Below are 15803 nucleotides of genomic sequence, written 5' to 3'. Positions count from 1 at the left end.
CCTATACGGTGGTACACGTTAAAGTTATCCGGAAAAAACTCCACCGCGGATCATGGTCGCAAGCAAAAACATAGCGTCCTTGTTCAGCTCACCATTCCCAGGCTGCATCTCGTCAATCTTCTTCATTAAAACAAAGGCAGAGCCATTTTTCTTGCGATAATAGTGGTTGTCTTTCAACGACGCGCCATTCGGTTCAACAGCAATCGGGGTCATGTCATCGCCCCTCTCATACCAGGTATCAATAACTCTCAGGGCGTTCCCTATTTTCTGATCTCTCAGGGCTGCATGTCCCATCGAGATCATGTCGGCGCGAAAAGAACTAGGGTCTGAATCTTTCAAAATATCAGACAGTTCACGACTATCGACTACGCCGACCTTATAAAGCGGACGGGCAAACCCCTTAGGCTTGCTTGAGACATAGTTCTGTGAAGGGAACACCTCAAATACGCCCTTCATCCCAAATTTAATGACTCCCTCGACATGGAATCTGGTCTTGCTTTCTCCCTTAAGACATTTACATATCTCTGCTCCCAACTTCTTTTCATCTGCAGTATAGTCATTGCGAAAACCCAGGGATGTCGCTGACTGGACGGTTACGCCATCAGCTTCAGGGAGATCTTTTGTTTCTGAACCAGGAGGGAGAAACTTCACGGTTATTTGCCTGCCGCTTTCAAGCTCGGAATTTCGATAAAACCAACGTCCGTTCAAGACATTTCTTGCGTATCTACAAGATATTTCCATCAGTTCCTCGCTACCACCAAACCGCTCCGCAAAAGCCTGGCAATGATCGCTAAACGATTTCTCTGAAGAGGAAAACAAGAGGTTTTTTAAAGGGAGGAGGCCAAACGAAAAACGGATAACCAAGCCTTCAGCGTTTGCTTCAGTCTTGGCAGACTCTGTCACCTGCACCTGGTAAAGTTTCTCTTTACTTGCGTCGCTGACATTCTGGGTTCCCCGGATGCCATGCCTTACCACGCGCACCTTGCTATAGCCGTTTTGAGGTTTTGATGTATAGTTATACATTAGTCCGTCAGAAACCGCTACACCTCTTTGAAAAGACAACAACTTCGGTAAATTTCCAATGCTCATAATTCTACTCCTTTTATTTTATTGTTTAACGACAAAAAAAGTGTCGTCTGTAAAATCAAAATGCCACATACCAACCGTGCCCCCACTATTCAGCTCCTGCTTCACACCATAAAGGGGGTCATATCTAACCAGTCCTATCATGTTATCTGCCAAGGCGATTTCTGGCTCATCAACTCGTCCATCCTCCCAAACCAGTGTCCTACCTCCTTGCCTTTGCTTAAAATCCGTTACTGCACAATAACCCAGGTTAGCCGGCACATACCATCCCTTGTCGGCTTTTTGAAAAATTGCACTCACAGGATCAAAGCCTTCATCCAGTCTTTGCTGGACTAAGTGCATTGCATCGCTAATCCAAAAACCATTACTCACCTCCGCCAGCGCACCGATCAAATCATCCTTGAGCTTCACCCGCCTCGATGAAATATAGTTTAAGGAGCCGCCGGCAATCCGCAGTCCTTGCATGGCCTCTCTTGCCGCTTCAACAGTTGGGACCCTGCCATTAACTCTAAAAATCAAAGATATTTCCAGGTGGGCGGTCATAGTTGGTTGCATTGGCAGCCCAATAGGATCTTTCGTGTTTACCTGTTTCCCACTCGGCGTCCCGCGAAACTGAATAGGGGATGTTACTATATTCACCCTATTACTTCCCTGATTCATCTGAGCCATCTGTTCGATCAAGGGTTCCGCCCTGTGGTGTACGACTCCTACACCATCAACTTCACAATCCAGCATGCACCCGAGTTTGTGTCCGGTACACACAGAGGGGAAAACAGGGACAGGTGCATAAAGATATGGAGATTGCATCATGTTTGCCCGTCTCACCATTAAATTATTAAAAATCAGATATATACTCATATCATCTCCTTAATCAGTCCCCTTATTACCTGACTGGTCCTGCTCTTATCTGTTACATTAAAAGATATGTCTTCGTGTTTATCTATCGTGTTCATCATGCTATCAACCAGCAATTCTTCAGTCTCGTTGCCTTTCATCCCTGTAATAACGAAGAGTTCAAGGTCGTTTCTGCTGTCCAGAAACTTCTTTTCCCATTGTCCATCTTGAGTCATTTCTTTCTCCTCCAGGATCCTTCTAGGACCTTCTTCAGTTATCAAACTGTTGATATTTTCCGACAGCACCCTCATGTCATACACACACTCCTCAACAATCGGCCTTAATACGGACGCTTCTGCTTTTTGCGCGAGCACGCCGGTTTCTTTTGCGAGCTTTCTGCTTGCACCAGCATCTCCTTCTCCCTGGTGCATCCCTTCCTTTCTATTGGCAGAGAGCCACTTTCCATAATTCTCTACATCACCCCACCTCACTCGAAAATGAAACGAGTCAGAGCCTCCAAGCAAGAACCGCCAGGCCCTCTTGTCTTGTCTATCAGCCTGAGGGGTGTTTGCCAGCATGGGCGAGTTTATATATCGAATGTTTTTTTTGAGGCAGACATTCTGTGCATTTGACCCGCCGTATCCCAGCAAATTATAAAGTCTGCCGGCATTAAATCTCTGTTCGCCCTGCTTCCTATTCTCTTCATAGGCATCCAGGACAATCTTATTTATACCGGGGGACACAAGAGGAACAAAGGCAATATACTGGTCATTGTCGGGGTGAGGGACGATCACCTGCTTAAGTTGCGGATCTAGTGAGTCCATATTTTTTTCAATGAAAGCCACGTCATCTTGCTCAACAACATCCACAAAGCCCTGCACAGCAGGGTCAACATTGCCGCTTTCTGTTTGCCCGGACTTGTAATCAGCATATTTCTTCAGCAAGGCTTGGTAGATTCCCGAACTGTCATTACTGGTTTGATCCAGGTCTGGTCTGTGCCCATTGTGCATCAAGCTTGCCGCACATAAATATGGGGTGCTTCGAGATGCCTTTTTCCCAAGCAGAACCCCGCCATTTTTGGCCTGAGAATGAACGAGCTTACTTTGAAAGTGGACGGCGAACTTGTTGACATGCGCCTTAAGGTCAAAATTTGTTGCTCCCGTAGTGGAAGCAATGGCTTTTTTGGCATCCTCTAGCGCAGTTCGGGGGGTTAAGGTATTATTCTCATATTGCTTCAGAAAGTCCTTTTTACCGCACCCTTTTATCTTACAGGAATTTTGGATTTCCGGATGCTCCCATAATAATTTTATGATTTCATCCTGCTTGAGTATTTCCGGGTCTGTCTTATCAACTCTCAACTTCAAAAGTGATAAAATACTGTTTAACGCTTTCTCCGATCCTTCTATGTCGCAATCATCAAGAAGCCCTCTCAAGTCTTTCTTGGTAGCTCCGACCATTTTACGATAAAAATGAACATCTGGATGTTTCTGCAGAACCTCTGTCAACAGATCCAGTTCTTCCGCCTCTGCATTCGTCTTGAGCAAGTCGTTTGTTTTCTTGTCTTCGATCAGCGCATCCATGTCTGGTTCGTCACTAACGACGAAGCATAAATCTTCAAATTTACTTAGAAAATCCTCCCAGGTTATCGCCCCCATATTTGCCCCCCTATCTTTTTTGGAATCATGTTTCCCTCCTTTTTTAGCCAATCTGCAGAACACTCTACTGCTGTTTATTTGTTTTGTCAATATTAAACTCCACATTTTTTTCTTAATTCAAATTTTTTAGGGAGAAAAAATATAAAATATAAATTAATTATATATATACTTGGTTTTATCTTGACAAATATATATTCAATATCTATTATCAAGTTTATTCAAGCAACAAAAACAAGGGAATTGGACATGACAAAAGAATATGAGAGGAAGAAGCTATATGTATTAAGAAGGGCTTGCTGGCTTGGCAGAGCCAGGAACTCTGATCTGATTGAAAGGTTTGAAGTTACCAGTGCAACCGCAAGCAAGGTTCTGCAAGAAGCCATCAACGAATGGCCTCACGTCTTGTATCAATACCGAAAAAGCGGTGTCTTTAAGAAAGAAGAGGCGGTGACACCAAAAGAGGCCAGTGCTGAAACAATGATTGAGCTGTTTGAAAAACACGCTGGCCCGGAGGATACCGGCCTGACGCATGAAGAGGCATCGGTTTTCTTCGTTCAGTACCCACCCAGGAACCGGCCATTGTCCGGCCTGGACATAATACTGGAGTATGTTTTCAAGGCCAGGCAGGCGTACATCAATCCAAAAGATATGCGTGGCCAGCATATAGTCATTGAGATACTTTATGTCGGGCTCAAAAAAAACGATCTGCCCAGGTGGCGGAAGGTGGTCTGCAACGGTCTGCAGCATAACGGACAAGTATGGCGGCTACTGGCACAGGATATAAACTCGCCAGGGTACATACAAAAGCATTATGTGATGTCGAGGATAATGGATGCTAGACCTTCCCCTACCTCAGTTCCCAAAGACTTTGAGTTTAAGGATGTCAAAGCTGAAAAGACCAAGGTGGAGGTCATTTTTAATGAGGAGCTAAACAACGAACAACGGCAGGTGCTTTCCAATGAGCTGGGGGTCAAGGATGGAAGGATCACAGTCCCCAAAAATGAGCTGTTTTACTTCAAGAGATATTATCAGGACGACAAGAAGAATATGGGCCATGTTGTCTGGCCCTTGATAACTTATAGTAAGGAGGTCTGATGTTTGTCACCATCGTTTCCCATTGCCAGGGTAAAGCAAGAAACAGGTCTTTCTCCTTAATTGACAGGTATGCCACAAGAATAGGCGATAATGTTTGGACCACTCAGATAACCATGGAAGCCTTGAAAGAGTTGTGCCGGGGGCTGAAAAGCAAGGTATCCAAATTTACGTCTGTCGCAATATACAGAAATAAAGGTTACAATTACCAAGAGCTTTACGCTTTAATAGGAAGCAAGAAAGGATATGACAGGTATGGCAGATATGCTATCGGGACAAGCACCCAAACCCAGAGATGGCCTATGTTTTTTAGGCATGCAGCTCTCCTTGCTGCAGCCAGCGGCATGTCACATGATTTTGGGAAGATGACCGAATATTTCCAGGGAAAAATCCTAGACAACTCTATCATCAAAGACCCAATAAGGCACGAACTTATATCCGCCTGGATCTTTGACTATCTTTCAAACAAGGGTTCATGGGATGATAAGACATTTATCAATGCTTGGGAAGAGTTAAAGGGTTGCCTTAACAGCTTGCAAAATGGTGTAATCAATCTGTGGCAAGGGAACGAGTCTGTTCAGGACGCCATAAAGTACAACATTATTACCCACCATAAAATGTTTGGCCCCACAATAAAAGATATGGGCAATACCCCCCAGGCAATTCCTCATCAATTTAATTATTCTACCTTTGTCAATGAAGATAAGAGAATAACCGAAAAAATGAAGCTGGACATGAACAAGATCAAAACTGCCCAGATTGCCGCCATACTTAAAAAGATAGAGAGCAAGCAAAACAGACTGGAAAATATTAAATCAAGCCCTGATTACTTGAACGGGCTTAGCTTCATATCCAGGGCCGCCCTGATCCTGGCGGACCATGAAATATCAAGCAAAGACGAGGGAGAAGTGGCAAAAAATGAGCTTATTGCCAATTCCAAAAAGAAATACAGTCAAGACGAAAAGGAGAAATTGGAAAAGGGTTTAGAAAAACAAGCAGATCAAGCAAAAAAAGATAAAAGACGAAAGAAAATCACAGATTCTAAACACAGACAGATAAAAGCAGAGATTGAGGCTCAAAAACAAGAAATTGAGGCGAAAAAACCGAAGCAGTCTTTGGACTTTCATCTGAAAGGCGTCTCCAAAAGAGCTTCTGAACTGGTTGCGCACTTCAACCCCGAGGCCAACGGGCTTCCTGCATTAGAGTATTACAGCTACGAAAATCTGCTGTTACCCGGCGATACTAATTCAAGATTTGCGTGGCAGGATAAGGCCGTGGACTTCCTGAAAGAGTACAAGAATACGCAGACCCTTGTGCTTAATGTGGCTTCCACCGGAGCCGGCAAAACCTTTATGAACGTACGAGCACTAATGGCCTTAAGGGAAGGCGAGCCAGTCAGAATCTCATCAGTATTGAATCTGCGAAGCTTAACCTTGCAGACTCATAGCGCATACAAGAAGGACCTTGGGCTCCAGAATGACGAGTGTGTCTGCACAATCGGGGATCTTACCATCCGGAAACTGCACGAAGCTGAACATCAAGACGCAGAAGGAGTGTCCGCATCAGACAAAGAAGATAGCGAAACAGACTATGAAGAAGATGTTGAAGTTACGGCAACCTCTCTTGAGGCCAACGTCCCGTCCTGGCTCAATGATTTAAGCAAGCAAAAGAAAGGTTCCACCAGGGATGTAATTGGTGCGCCACTGCTGGTTTCAACCATTGACTATCTGATAGCTGCCGGGGAGCCGCACAGGCAAGCTCACCACGCTGTCGCCCTGCTTCGAGCAGCCTCAAGCGATCTTATCATAGACGAAATCGACTCATACGATGTGAAAGCATTTGTGGCTGTTCTCAGGCTGATAACTGTTCATGCCATGCTGGGTAGAAACATAGTCATATCCAGCGCTACGCTTATGCCTGAATCGGTTCAGGCGATTGCTGATGCCTTTAATACAGGCCTGAGAATGAGAAAGTCAGCATTTAGCGACACATCCATGGCCATAGTGACGATCAGTGATACCGTTGGGCCTGAAGATATGGGTGCAGACAGCAATGTGTATAATTCATACCAGAGCTATTGCCAGCAGATCGCCCAGGCGAAAACAGGAACTACCAAAAAATTTAAAATAGCAAAGTTCAATCCGGACAAGGCAAGTCTGCACGAAGCCATAGCAAACTCAGTGTTGGACCTGCACAACGATCAGGGTTTTGCGATAAACGACAGCCAGTATGAGAAGGTATCCGTCGGTCTGGTAAGGGTGGCCAACATCAAAGCCTGCATGGAAATAGCCAGCTACATCAAAAATACTTTTTCAGGTAACAGCGAATACGAGGTAAGGGTGTGTACCTACCATGCCAGAGAGGTTCTTAGCAGAAGGTTCTACAAAGAGTCCTATCTTGACCACATCTTGAATCGTAAAGACAAGAACAATCCAAATGCGAGGATTGAGAGCTTTATTAAAGATGAGCTAAAATCTGGAAAAGACAGTGAGACCCGGAAAAATTTGATTTTGATAGTTGTGGCCACCCCGGTTGAAGAAGTGGGACGGGATCACGATTTTGATTGGGCAATAATCGAGCCTTCATCCATGCACTCCATTATACAGACCGCAGGAAGGGTGAACCGGCACCGATTACAGATTGTCAGCAATCCTAACATCATTTTGCTTCAGTATAATGTCAGGTATGTCGAAGGTGAAAAAACAGGCAGAGGGGTGTTTGTAAAGCCAGGCTTTGAAATAAGAGACAACCAAGTAAGCACCCACAATCAACAGTACGACCTAACGGAACTTTTAAAGACAAAAGACGATTTAGCGGGCATTGACTTTCAAAACACCCCCTTAGACTACTCTTATATTTTTGGAACACCGGCGAGAAGTCGTTCACTATTTGCCGAATATGATGCTGGCTCCATTGCAGGTCGAATCAACAAAATCAAGGACATTTTGTCTTTTGAGGATCGTCTCTGGGCTTCAAAATGGTTTAATGAGGCTTTTCCATTAAGGTCCAAGGAACACAAAACACAGTACCATTTCAAAGATGTCGGCAAAGGTAATCTAGGATTGTTTGAGAGGCGAGATACTGGACAAACACCCAAAATGTATATTGATAGTGTCCTTAATGACCATGAGGACCTGGATAACACATTTCTATCACCCACCCTGCAAGAGTCGTTAGTCTTTGTACACAACAAAGATAAGACCCTCAAAATTGAGCACATCACCACTTTTGATGTATACGGAAACAGTGATGAAATAAGCATAAGCTGGAAGGGGGTCGAAACGAGATGATAAACCCTCAAGAAAATATATACGACACAACATAATCTAAAAGACTCTTTTTTTATATAACATACTTGACAAAGTCGTAACTTTGTTCACTCCGGACAAACTTGGCTGGTAAAATTATGCTTGGTGGACCTGGGCCCCCGGGTCTAGCTTTTTCCTTCCTATCGCCCCATTTATCAAGGAAAGTATAAGGGGGTTCAAGGAAACAGATATTTCCTTGATAAAGTCCAAGCTGGCAACCGATGGATGATTTTGGGGCAAAGGATCTCCAAGAGCTGTTCGACCAAGCCGCAGCCAAGCTGAAAGAAGCTGGCCAGGTTGATCTAGCGAAGAAGTTGGAGAGAGTTGGAAAGCTTAGACGCTAGAGATGGGCAGAGTCCTATTTGGTCAGGCTCTTCCTTTACAAGCCCGGCCTTCCAAGATTCCTTTTCTGCTTCTAACCGCTTTTTACAGCCTATTTAGCCGCTTCCTTGGCCCGCTCTGCATCCTTTCGGGCATCCTCTGCAGCCATTTCTTCTAGAGACTTATACCCCTTTGGCCGGCGATAATACCCTGTCTTTGCTAATGCTCCTCGGCCAGCTCAAAAGCACAGTGCTGCCTATCACTGTGCTTCCTTGATCTTGCCTTTTAGTATTTTCTTGAAGTACATATTCGTGTCTTTCCGGCAAGCCTGCGTGAAAAATTTGAGGGCCTGGGGTACTATCGGTGACCAAACCATAAGGAGGACAACCGATGCTACAGCAATCAGCCCCAGCCACCCGGCCAGGCCTTGAAGAAGTCAAGAGACAGTTCGAGCACTGGCGGGAAACCAGACACACACGATCTCCGATTCCCAACCACCTATGGGCCAGTGCAGTCAGCCTTGCTCAGGATTATTCCATCTGCAAAATAGCAAAGGTCTTGCACCTCAATCACAGCCACCTCAAAAAGCGGGTCCTGGCCGAGCAGGCTCAAGAGTCCCTACAGCCAGGTCCTTCCTTTGTTGAATTTGAACTCACGTCATCTTTGCCTCGCACCGAATATCATCTGGAGACCGAAGCTCGAGATGGATCAAAGCTCAAAATGCAGCTTAAAGGTCCAGACCTACCTAATCCCCTTGAGATCCTCTCGGCTTTCTGGAGCAAAGGGGCATGATTCAGCTCACTCCCCAGATGCGCATCCTTGTAGCTGTGGAGCCTGTTGATTTCAGAAAAGGGATCGACGGGCTGACAAAAATCTGCCGGCAGAGGATCAAATCAGATCCCTTTTCAGGCTGCGTCTTTGTATTTTGCAACAAAAAGAAAACAGCCATCAAGATAATCACCTATGACGGCCAGGGCTTCTGGCTGTGCCAGAAGCGATTATCCCAAGGCACGTTTCAGTGGTGGCCTGATAAAAGCCAGAGCGGCATTTGTCCTCTGGCAGTCCATGAGCTGCAGCTTTTGATCTGGAACGGCAATCCTCAAAATGCGCAGGTTGCACCACAATGGAGAAAAATTCTCACGGAATTTTAACTTAGGGGCTTGCGTTCCTATCCGTTTTCCTCTATATTCCCTCCCATGCAAACGATACTGAGATACAGGGGCAGGGACATCACAGAAGAAGATGTCCGGTTCATCAGACAGCTCATTTTCGAGCATCCTGGAGACAGCCGGTGGGCCTTGTCCAAAAAGCTCTGCACAGCATGGAACTGGGTCCAGCAAAACGGCCAACTCAAGGACATGGTCTGCAGGGGGCTCATGCTGGCCCTGCACAGACAGGGGCACATAATTCTTCCGCCGGCACAAAAAGTAACTGCCACTGGGTACAATCGCAAAGAACCAGTCTCGGTTCAGGTGGATCAAACCCCACTTACATCTTCACTCAAGGACATCACCCCTCTTGAGTTTCGACAGGTGCGCAAGACACCTTTTGAGAGCCTGTTTTCCAGCCTCCTCAAGGAGCATCATTATCTGGGCTACACCCAGCCTGTGGGCGAGCACCTCAAGTACCTGGTCTTTGCAAACAAGCAGCCCATAGCCTGTCTTTCCTGGTCTTCAGCTCCAAGGCATATCGGCGTCCGGGACAATTTCATCGGCTGGACCCAAAAAGACAGGGAAAAGAATCTCTTTCTTATTGCCTACAACAGCAGGTTCCTCATCCTGCCCTGGATCCAGGTCTCCTGCTTGGCCTCCCATATCCTGGCCCAAATGACCAAGATTTTGCAAAGGGACTGGGAGAGCATCTACAAGCATCCGATATATTACCTGGAAACCTTTGTTGATCAAGAGCGCTTCAAAGGAACCTGTTATTTTGCAGCCAACTGGCTCTATCTCGGGCAGACCACAGGCCGGGGCAAAAACGACCACACAGGCAAAGCAAACCGTTCACTCAAGGCTGTCCTGGGCTATCCCCTGACCCGAGACTTTCGGAAGCGATTGCGGGGGCTCAACCGGTGAAAAAGAAAGTCCAATCCATCGATCTGGACCAAGAGCAGATCGACGCCCTTTTACAGCGCGCATCAAAAAACGAGCTGGAAGAGACAGATCTGGATATCATCAAAGCCTTGGTCCAAGCCATCCAGCTTTTGCATCAGGCTGTGGACGATAAAGCTGCCTCCATCAAGCGTCTCCTGCGCACGATCTTTGGCGCTTCTTCAGAGACAAAAAAGAAACTGTTCCAGGAGGATGACCAGCAAAACAAGGACCAGAAGGGTAGTCAAGATCCTTTGCAAAAGCCTCCTGATGAAAAACCACCCAAGGGACACGGCCGAAACGGAAAAGACGACTATACCGGGGCTGCAAATTGCATATACCCTCACCAAACCCTGAAGCCGGGCGATATCTGCCCCTTGTGCGGTCAAGGAAAAGTCTATCCCATAAAACCGAAGTTCCGCATTCGGATTACAGCCACAGCTCCACTTACAGCCAAGATCCATGAGCTTAAGAGCCTTCGCTGTAACTGCTGTCTCGAGGTGTTCACCGCAGATCCTCCAGAAGACATTGGAGAAAAAAAATACGACGAACCTGCCCGGAGCATGATCGCCATCTTGAAGTACGGGAGCGGGTTTCCTTTTCATCGCTTGGAAAAGCTCCAGGAATCTCTGGGCATACCCCTGCCGGCCGCAACACAATGGGATCTGGTCGAACAAACTGGAACACAGCTTCTTCCTGTGTATGATGAACTCATCCGCCAAGCGGCTCAAGGTGAGGTCGTGCATAACGACGACACCAACATGAAAATCCAGCAGCTTATCAAGGAGAACAAGGAAGCCGGGCCGAAAAGAAAAGGCATGTTCACCACCGGGATTGTCTCTGTACTTCAGGGACGCCATATTGCTCTCTTTGCCACCGGCAGACAGCATGCGGGGGAGAATCTGGAGGAGATTCTCAAAAAAAGAGACCACAACCTGCCCCCGCCAATACACATGTGTGATGCCCTGGCCCGAAACATTCCCAAGGGCTTACAGATCATTTTAGCCAATTGCCTGACCCATGGCAGACGCAACTTTGTCGATATCCTGGACAATTTCCCTGATGAGTGCCGGTATGTCATTGAACAGCTGGCTATTGTCTATAAAAATGATGACATGGCCAAAAAGCAGGAGATGTCTGCTCAAGAACGGCTTGTATGGCATCAACAGGAAAGCGCACCGGTTATGAGCGAACTCAAGTCCTGGGCCTGGGCCCAGCTGGAGGAGAAAAAAGTAGAGCCCAATTCAGGATTGGGCAAAGCCCTGGCTTACATGCAAAAACACTGGGATCCTCTGACTCTTTTTTTGAGAGAACCAGGTGCTCCCCTGGACAACAATATCTGCGAACGTGCCCTGAAAAAAGCCATCCAGCACCGGAAGAATTCTTTATTTTACCGCACCCTGCGCGGGGCCAGGATCGGCGATCTGTTCATGAGCTTCATTCATACCTGTCAGCTTAACAAAGTGAACTCCTTTGACTACCTGACCCAGCTTCAGAAAAACATAGAAGAGGCCCTCGCGGCTCCACAAAAATGGATGCCCTGGAACTATCGAGAAAACCTCCCCAACGAATAATCTCCTCCACGCCAAGCCAGCGCAATATCAGCAGACCCTCCTCCTGGACCTTGAGTCATGGAGGAGGTGTCTCAACTTGTGCTGTGATAACCGAAAATTGACCAGCCCCTGAACTGGCCCTCCAAGCAAAGCCTACGCCAGCTGCCGTGAAATTTTTTCTGCTTACGCACGTCTGCCGAAAGTACACAGTAGACATGGTTCTGGAGTCCGGAGGTAAACTGGCAGGGATTGAGGTCAAGGCGGGCTCCACAGTTAAGTCTTCCGACTTTAATGGTTTGCAAAAGCTCCAGAGAGCAGCAGAGAAACGTTTCACAGCTGGAGTGGTGCTTTATGACGGCGATTCCGTGGTTCCTTTTGGAAAGGATCTGTATGCCGTACCCATATCCTGTCTCTGGGGTGGTTCTGGTTTCGTCCATTGATACATCCTGCTTTGACTTTGAATGAGGTTCTTTCGGTTTAGGGGTACTTTTCTGTGATGACGAACGCTTCCTGATCCTGGAGACCAAGGGCCGGGATACGGAAAAGGACCAGACCAAGCGCAGGTTCCTGGACGAGTGGGTCCGGGGAGTGAATGGACAAGGCGGCTTCGGAGAGTGGTCCTGGGCGGTGTCCAGGGACCCCGGGGAAGTGAGGGATGTTTTGCAGGCGTAGGCCGGATGTGCTATAAAATCAGAAGAGAGTGCCGAAAGCGCATTTATGAGGACAATGTTTACAAATGGTGCTTGATGGATTAATTAAGCATCAATATGCCAATGGAAAAAATAAAGCGAGGTAGAGATATGTTAAGACAAGACAGGTTGAAACGGGTAGCCATTGGAGCTGGCCGGATTTTTGACTTTGCCGGCAGTTATGACCTGGATGTTTGCAATAAGTTCCTGAGGACGGATTCCGATACACTTGACCATGATGCTGTACGTTCTGATTGGGATCAGGTTGGCAATGATCTAAAGGAAGCCCTGTCCAGAGAAGCTGATACGCACCGGAAGCAAGCTTAGCCATGTCTGAAGAGTCTAAATCGCAAAATAAGAAGGACAACTCTCCATCCAGTTCTTCCCAGAAAGACGATCCGATCAGGAACGCACATGCCCAAGAAGAAGCCGATACCGACCAAGTCCTGCGTGATATTGAAAAAATGACTCCAGCTAAACGTAAGGCGGTTTTTTCGGCTATACAGTACTCAGGCCCATTACCCCCGGCGGAGCAGCTTCAGGCATACGAAGAAATTCTCCCCGGAGCTGCGGACAGGATCATCAAGATGGCCGAGGACCAGGCTTTTCACAGGAGGACCCAAGAAGAAAAAATGGGGTTTTTGTATATGGAAGCAGACAAAAAAGACAGGCATCAGAAGAAGGCAAAGACAAATCACCCCGGAAATAAATAATAAAGGCGATGTGTTAAGGCTTGGACCTTTAATCCATGCGTCCTGTCCGACCCAACTTGACAACTGGCTTTGTTCAGGCCCCTGCACATGAGCATTGAAACCAGATTCGATATACCCTTTGTGGCCCGCCTGGCCCTGCGGGAGAAGCAGATTCAGCAGAACTACCGGCCTATTATCGGGGTGCACTGGTAGGAAACGGAAAACACACATGGAATTATCCACCGGAGAGGCAAAAAGGAAAACAAAATTAAAGTTGCTCAAAAAATTATGAGAAAATCTATCATGAAAGCAGGAGATTCTGTTGTAGTTAAATCCGGTACCAAAGATCCTGACCTGGAGATTGATATTGGAGGCTGGCAAGGCAGGATTGTAGAGATTGATAAGAATCAAAAAACGTTTTTGATAGAATGGGACAGCCACACACTTAAACATATGCCAAGTGAAGTTATTGAACAATGTGAAGCAATGAACTGGGATTGGGAAAGGATGTATCTATATCAAGAGGATATAGATCCGGCTGATCCAAGAGACAATAATGAAGATCGTGAAAACATATCATCTCATCTTAACAATAAATATTCTTGGGCTGGTTTGGGAGAAGAGGGAAAACGCATCCTGAATGTTCTGGAAAAAGCAAAAAGCGGGGATGATATTGATGCGTTTGTATCTGTTTAGCGCTTTGCATGTGGCATGGGGACTGGCTCTTCCGGGACCCACTTGTCCCAAAAAATGAGATGTTTTAAGCACAAAATGATGCTCAAGTGGGTCCTGGAGTGCCTGTCCCCTGCTTTCCTTAAAAGCGCTAAACAGATACATGCGTTTGATGCCTGGGAAAGACATCTAGAAGAAGTTTTAAAGCTGCCGTTTGAAGCAGTAGTATCGGAATTTCAGGAAAAAGGACTGTTGCAGCAGGTTGACAAGGTAAAAGTTCATGGCTTTGAAGGCTGGGACAATCTATACGGGATTATAGTTTCGATCCGTGCCGGGAGACGAAAATACGCAGTTCCATTATGTGACCTGGAAGTCATTGACCGAACATCTTCAAACTATCAACCAGTAAAAGATTATGCTGTCTGGTTTGCTAATCGCTGAAATATATGGAGTTATGCAAAATCAATTTGTGCTATGTATTGAGAACAAGGATTGTGATGATTTGGAAAAGCGCAAGGTGTATCAGGTCATCCCTGACGAATCAGCAAGTCTTGATGGTTACTTGAGGGTTATTGACGAATCAGGTGATGACTATCTCTACCCTGAGTCCTTTTTTGTCTTTGTTCAGCTGCCTCAACAAGGGGCAGAGGTCTTTCAGGTTTCAGGCCAGTAAAGATACGTCAGCAAAAAGTCAGTTTTATCACGCTGACCACGCTAAGACGCGTGGCAGGGTGAGATATGGATATTGATCAAGTACTTGATGACTGTAAGAGGATTTTAAAAGAGCATTATGAACACGGCGGCTTTGGAGAGTGGTCCTGGGCGGTGTCCAGGCTCCCCGGGGAAGTGCTGGATGTTTTGCAGGTGTAGGCCGGATGTGCTATAAAATCAGAGGCTAAGGAGGGGAGTTTATGCCGTGCCCGCTATCCTATACCGAAGAGCAGTCCCGGTTGAATGTTGCCATGCACCGGGCAAAAATAAATTTCTTCCTTTGCGATCTTTGCTTGTCACGCCTTGGCCTGATTAAATGCGTAAGCACCTCGAAGAGGATTTAACTGGGCGACTTTGCGTGAGGAAAAATGGGTTGCGGGCATAGCCCGCTTTAGCAAGGCAATCACAGAGGTGAGCATATGTTTGAACTGAAAAATCATGTTTCTGCCTCCCAGATAAAGGATTTCTGTCACAGGCACCACATCAGGAAAATGTCTGTTTTCGGCTCAGCACTGCATGGTGAGCTGAAGCCCGGCAGCGATATAGATATCCTGGTGGAATTTCACAAGGAGCATGTACCAGGCCTCCTGGACCTGGCCGGTATGGAAATGGAACTTTCAGAGATGACCGGACTGAAGGTGGATCTCAGGACCCCTGCAGAACTCAGCCGTTATTTCCGTGAAGATGTCATGCAGAAGGCCAGGGTGGAATATGCAGCCTGAAGACAGGATTCGCCTGAAACATATTATTGAGGAGGCAAAAGAAGCCTGCTTATATGTTCAGGGTTTGTCATTTGAAGATTTTTTGCATGACGGTAAAACAGTCAGGGCAGTGATCCGTTCAATTGAAATTATCGGAGAGGCTGCATCAAAAATTTCCATGGAGCTTCGCGAGGATTATCCGGACATCCCATGGAAAAAAATAATAGGCATGCGCAACCGTTTGGTTCATGTCTATTTTGACATCGACCATGAAGTGATCTGGAGAACGGTTCAGGTAAACCTGCCTCCTTTGATCAGCAAGCTTGAGCAAGTGATAAATTCAGAATGACCGTTCTTGAATCAGCACGCCCAGGGACAAGAGACGGTTGTCCTGGACCT

General features: G+C 46.5%; 19 protein-coding genes. 16 read left to right on the top strand and 3 right to left on the bottom strand.

The window, feature by feature from the left end; genetic code table 11:
• Positions 1-24 precede the first annotated feature (24 nt).
• The 3 genes from csy3 to DTHIO_RS07470 are packed head-to-tail and all read right to left on the bottom strand — an operon-like array spanning position 25 to position 3665.
• A complete protein-coding gene (gene csy3 / locus DTHIO_RS07480; RefSeq protein ID WP_008869719.1) occupies positions 25-1089 on the bottom strand; it encodes a type I-F CRISPR-associated protein Csy3 in 1065 nt (354 codons plus the stop codon).
• An 18-nt stretch (positions 1090-1107) separates the two neighbouring features.
• Positions 1108-1944 (bottom strand): type I-F CRISPR-associated protein Csy2, encoded by an 837-nt coding sequence (locus tag DTHIO_RS07475; RefSeq protein ID WP_008869718.1) that lies wholly within the window; start codon positions 1942-1944, stop codon positions 1108-1110.
• Positions 1941-3665, bottom strand: coding sequence for a hypothetical protein (locus DTHIO_RS07470; RefSeq protein ID WP_144311484.1), 1725 nt, complete (start codon positions 3663-3665; stop codon positions 1941-1943). The genes DTHIO_RS07475 and DTHIO_RS07470 overlap by 4 nt, the downstream gene beginning before the upstream one ends.
• Positions 3666-3821: 156 nt before the next feature.
• On the opposite strand from DTHIO_RS07470, the gene DTHIO_RS07465 reads away from it, so the two are divergent.
• From DTHIO_RS07465 to DTHIO_RS07400, 16 genes are all read left to right on the top strand, one after another.
• Positions 3822-4670, top strand: a complete 849-nt coding sequence (locus DTHIO_RS07465; protein ID WP_008869716.1) for a hypothetical protein — start codon at positions 3822-3824, stop codon at positions 4668-4670.
• Positions 4670-7957 carry a P-loop NTPase family protein gene (locus DTHIO_RS07460; protein ID WP_008869715.1) on the top strand — a complete coding sequence of 1096 codons (3288 nt, stop codon included), beginning with the start codon at positions 4670-4672 and terminating at the stop codon, positions 7955-7957. The genes DTHIO_RS07465 and DTHIO_RS07460 overlap by 1 nt, the downstream gene beginning before the upstream one ends.
• 239 nt (positions 7958-8196) lie before the next feature.
• On the top strand, positions 8197-8319 hold the full coding sequence (locus DTHIO_RS22670) for a hypothetical protein (protein WP_279614618.1): 123 nt from the start codon (positions 8197-8199) through the stop codon (positions 8317-8319).
• 367 nt (positions 8320-8686) lie between these two features.
• A complete protein-coding gene (locus tag DTHIO_RS07455; RefSeq protein ID WP_008869714.1) occupies positions 8687-9088 on the top strand; it encodes a hypothetical protein in 402 nt (133 codons plus the stop codon).
• A complete protein-coding gene (gene tnpB / locus DTHIO_RS07450) occupies positions 9085-9447 on the top strand; it encodes an IS66 family insertion sequence element accessory protein TnpB (RefSeq protein ID WP_008869371.1) in 363 nt (120 codons plus the stop codon). Before DTHIO_RS07455 ends, tnpB begins: the two co-directional genes overlap by 4 nt.
• A 45-nt stretch (positions 9448-9492) precedes the next feature.
• Positions 9493-10371: a Druantia anti-phage system protein DruA gene (locus DTHIO_RS07445; protein WP_008869370.1), complete on the top strand. Its 879-nt coding sequence runs from the start codon at positions 9493-9495 to the stop codon at positions 10369-10371.
• Positions 10368-11960: an IS66 family transposase gene (tnpC, locus tag DTHIO_RS07440; RefSeq protein WP_008869713.1), complete on the top strand. Its 1593-nt coding sequence runs from the start codon at positions 10368-10370 to the stop codon at positions 11958-11960. Before DTHIO_RS07445 ends, tnpC begins: the two co-directional genes overlap by 4 nt.
• A 146-nt stretch (positions 11961-12106) precedes the next feature.
• Positions 12107-12379: a DUF4143 domain-containing protein gene (locus DTHIO_RS21075; protein ID WP_208596388.1), complete on the top strand. Its 273-nt coding sequence runs from the start codon at positions 12107-12109 to the stop codon at positions 12377-12379.
• A 360-nt stretch (positions 12380-12739) separates the two neighbouring features.
• A complete protein-coding gene (locus DTHIO_RS07430) occupies positions 12740-12955 on the top strand; it encodes a hypothetical protein (protein ID WP_008869712.1) in 216 nt (71 codons plus the stop codon).
• A gap of 2 nt (positions 12956-12957) precedes the next feature.
• Complete coding sequence (locus tag DTHIO_RS22010; RefSeq protein ID WP_008869711.1) at positions 12958-13341, top strand: DUF2335 domain-containing protein; 384 nt, start codon at positions 12958-12960, stop codon at positions 13339-13341.
• 282 nt (positions 13342-13623) lie between these two features.
• Entirely contained in the window at positions 13624-14016 is a 393-nt protein-coding gene (locus tag DTHIO_RS07420; RefSeq protein WP_144311483.1) for a hypothetical protein, read from the top strand.
• A 75-nt stretch (positions 14017-14091) separates the two neighbouring features.
• Complete coding sequence (locus tag DTHIO_RS07415; RefSeq protein WP_161598646.1) at positions 14092-14433, top strand: calcium-binding protein; 342 nt, start codon at positions 14092-14094, stop codon at positions 14431-14433.
• Between the two features lie 13 nt (positions 14434-14446).
• On the top strand, positions 14447-14665 hold the full coding sequence (locus tag DTHIO_RS07410) for a hypothetical protein (RefSeq protein ID WP_040418165.1): 219 nt from the start codon (positions 14447-14449) through the stop codon (positions 14663-14665).
• A gap of 65 nt (positions 14666-14730) precedes the next feature.
• Positions 14731-14862, top strand: coding sequence for a hypothetical protein (locus tag DTHIO_RS22665; RefSeq protein ID WP_008869706.1), 132 nt, complete (start codon positions 14731-14733; stop codon positions 14860-14862).
• 260 nt (positions 14863-15122) lie between these two features.
• A complete protein-coding gene (locus DTHIO_RS07405) occupies positions 15123-15425 on the top strand; it encodes a nucleotidyltransferase family protein (protein WP_008869704.1) in 303 nt (100 codons plus the stop codon).
• Positions 15415-15753 carry a HepT-like ribonuclease domain-containing protein gene (locus DTHIO_RS07400; protein ID WP_008869703.1) on the top strand — a complete coding sequence of 113 codons (339 nt, stop codon included), beginning with the start codon at positions 15415-15417 and terminating at the stop codon, positions 15751-15753. The genes DTHIO_RS07405 and DTHIO_RS07400 overlap by 11 nt, the downstream gene beginning before the upstream one ends.
• The last annotated feature ends 50 nt before the right edge of the window (positions 15754-15803 follow it).

It is taken from the genome of Desulfonatronospira thiodismutans ASO3-1, from assembly GCF_000174435.1.
GTDB classification, from domain to species: domain Bacteria; phylum Desulfobacterota; class Desulfovibrionia; order Desulfovibrionales; family Desulfonatronovibrionaceae; genus Desulfonatronospira; species Desulfonatronospira thiodismutans.
This window is presented reverse-complemented; position numbering and strand designations above follow the sequence as displayed.

What these genes read in the sequence shown, in the direction of transcription:
- csy3 (WP_008869719.1), bottom strand. Translation starts at nt 1,089, where the DNA reads ATGAGCATTGGAAATTTACCGAAGTTGTTGTCTTTTCAAAGAGGTGTA.
- DTHIO_RS07475 (WP_008869718.1), bottom strand. Translation starts at nt 1,944, where the DNA reads ATGAGTATATATCTGATTTTTAATAATTTAATGGTGAGACGGGCAAAC.
- DTHIO_RS07465 (WP_008869716.1), top strand. Translation starts at nt 3,822, where the DNA reads ATGACAAAAGAATATGAGAGGAAGAAGCTATATGTATTAAGAAGGGCT.
- DTHIO_RS07460 (WP_008869715.1), top strand. Translation starts at nt 4,670, where the DNA reads ATGTTTGTCACCATCGTTTCCCATTGCCAGGGTAAAGCAAGAAACAGG.
- DTHIO_RS22670 (WP_279614618.1), top strand. Translation starts at nt 8,197, where the DNA reads ATGGATGATTTTGGGGCAAAGGATCTCCAAGAGCTGTTCGACCAAGCC.
- DTHIO_RS07455 (WP_008869714.1), top strand. Translation starts at nt 8,687, where the DNA reads ATGCTACAGCAATCAGCCCCAGCCACCCGGCCAGGCCTTGAAGAAGTC.
- tnpB (WP_008869371.1), top strand. Translation starts at nt 9,085, where the DNA reads ATGATTCAGCTCACTCCCCAGATGCGCATCCTTGTAGCTGTGGAGCCT.
- DTHIO_RS07445 (WP_008869370.1), top strand. Translation starts at nt 9,493, where the DNA reads ATGCAAACGATACTGAGATACAGGGGCAGGGACATCACAGAAGAAGAT.
- DTHIO_RS07430 (WP_008869712.1), top strand. Translation starts at nt 12,740, where the DNA reads ATGTTAAGACAAGACAGGTTGAAACGGGTAGCCATTGGAGCTGGCCGG.
- DTHIO_RS22010 (WP_008869711.1), top strand. Translation starts at nt 12,958, where the DNA reads ATGTCTGAAGAGTCTAAATCGCAAAATAAGAAGGACAACTCTCCATCC.
- DTHIO_RS07420 (WP_144311483.1), top strand. Translation starts at nt 13,624, where the DNA reads ATGAAAGCAGGAGATTCTGTTGTAGTTAAATCCGGTACCAAAGATCCT.
- DTHIO_RS07415 (WP_161598646.1), top strand. Translation starts at nt 14,092, where the DNA reads ATGATGCTCAAGTGGGTCCTGGAGTGCCTGTCCCCTGCTTTCCTTAAA.
- DTHIO_RS07410 (WP_040418165.1), top strand. Translation starts at nt 14,447, where the DNA reads ATGCAAAATCAATTTGTGCTATGTATTGAGAACAAGGATTGTGATGAT.
- DTHIO_RS22665 (WP_008869706.1), top strand. Translation starts at nt 14,731, where the DNA reads ATGGATATTGATCAAGTACTTGATGACTGTAAGAGGATTTTAAAAGAG.
- DTHIO_RS07405 (WP_008869704.1), top strand. Translation starts at nt 15,123, where the DNA reads ATGTTTGAACTGAAAAATCATGTTTCTGCCTCCCAGATAAAGGATTTC.
- DTHIO_RS07400 (WP_008869703.1), top strand. Translation starts at nt 15,415, where the DNA reads ATGCAGCCTGAAGACAGGATTCGCCTGAAACATATTATTGAGGAGGCA.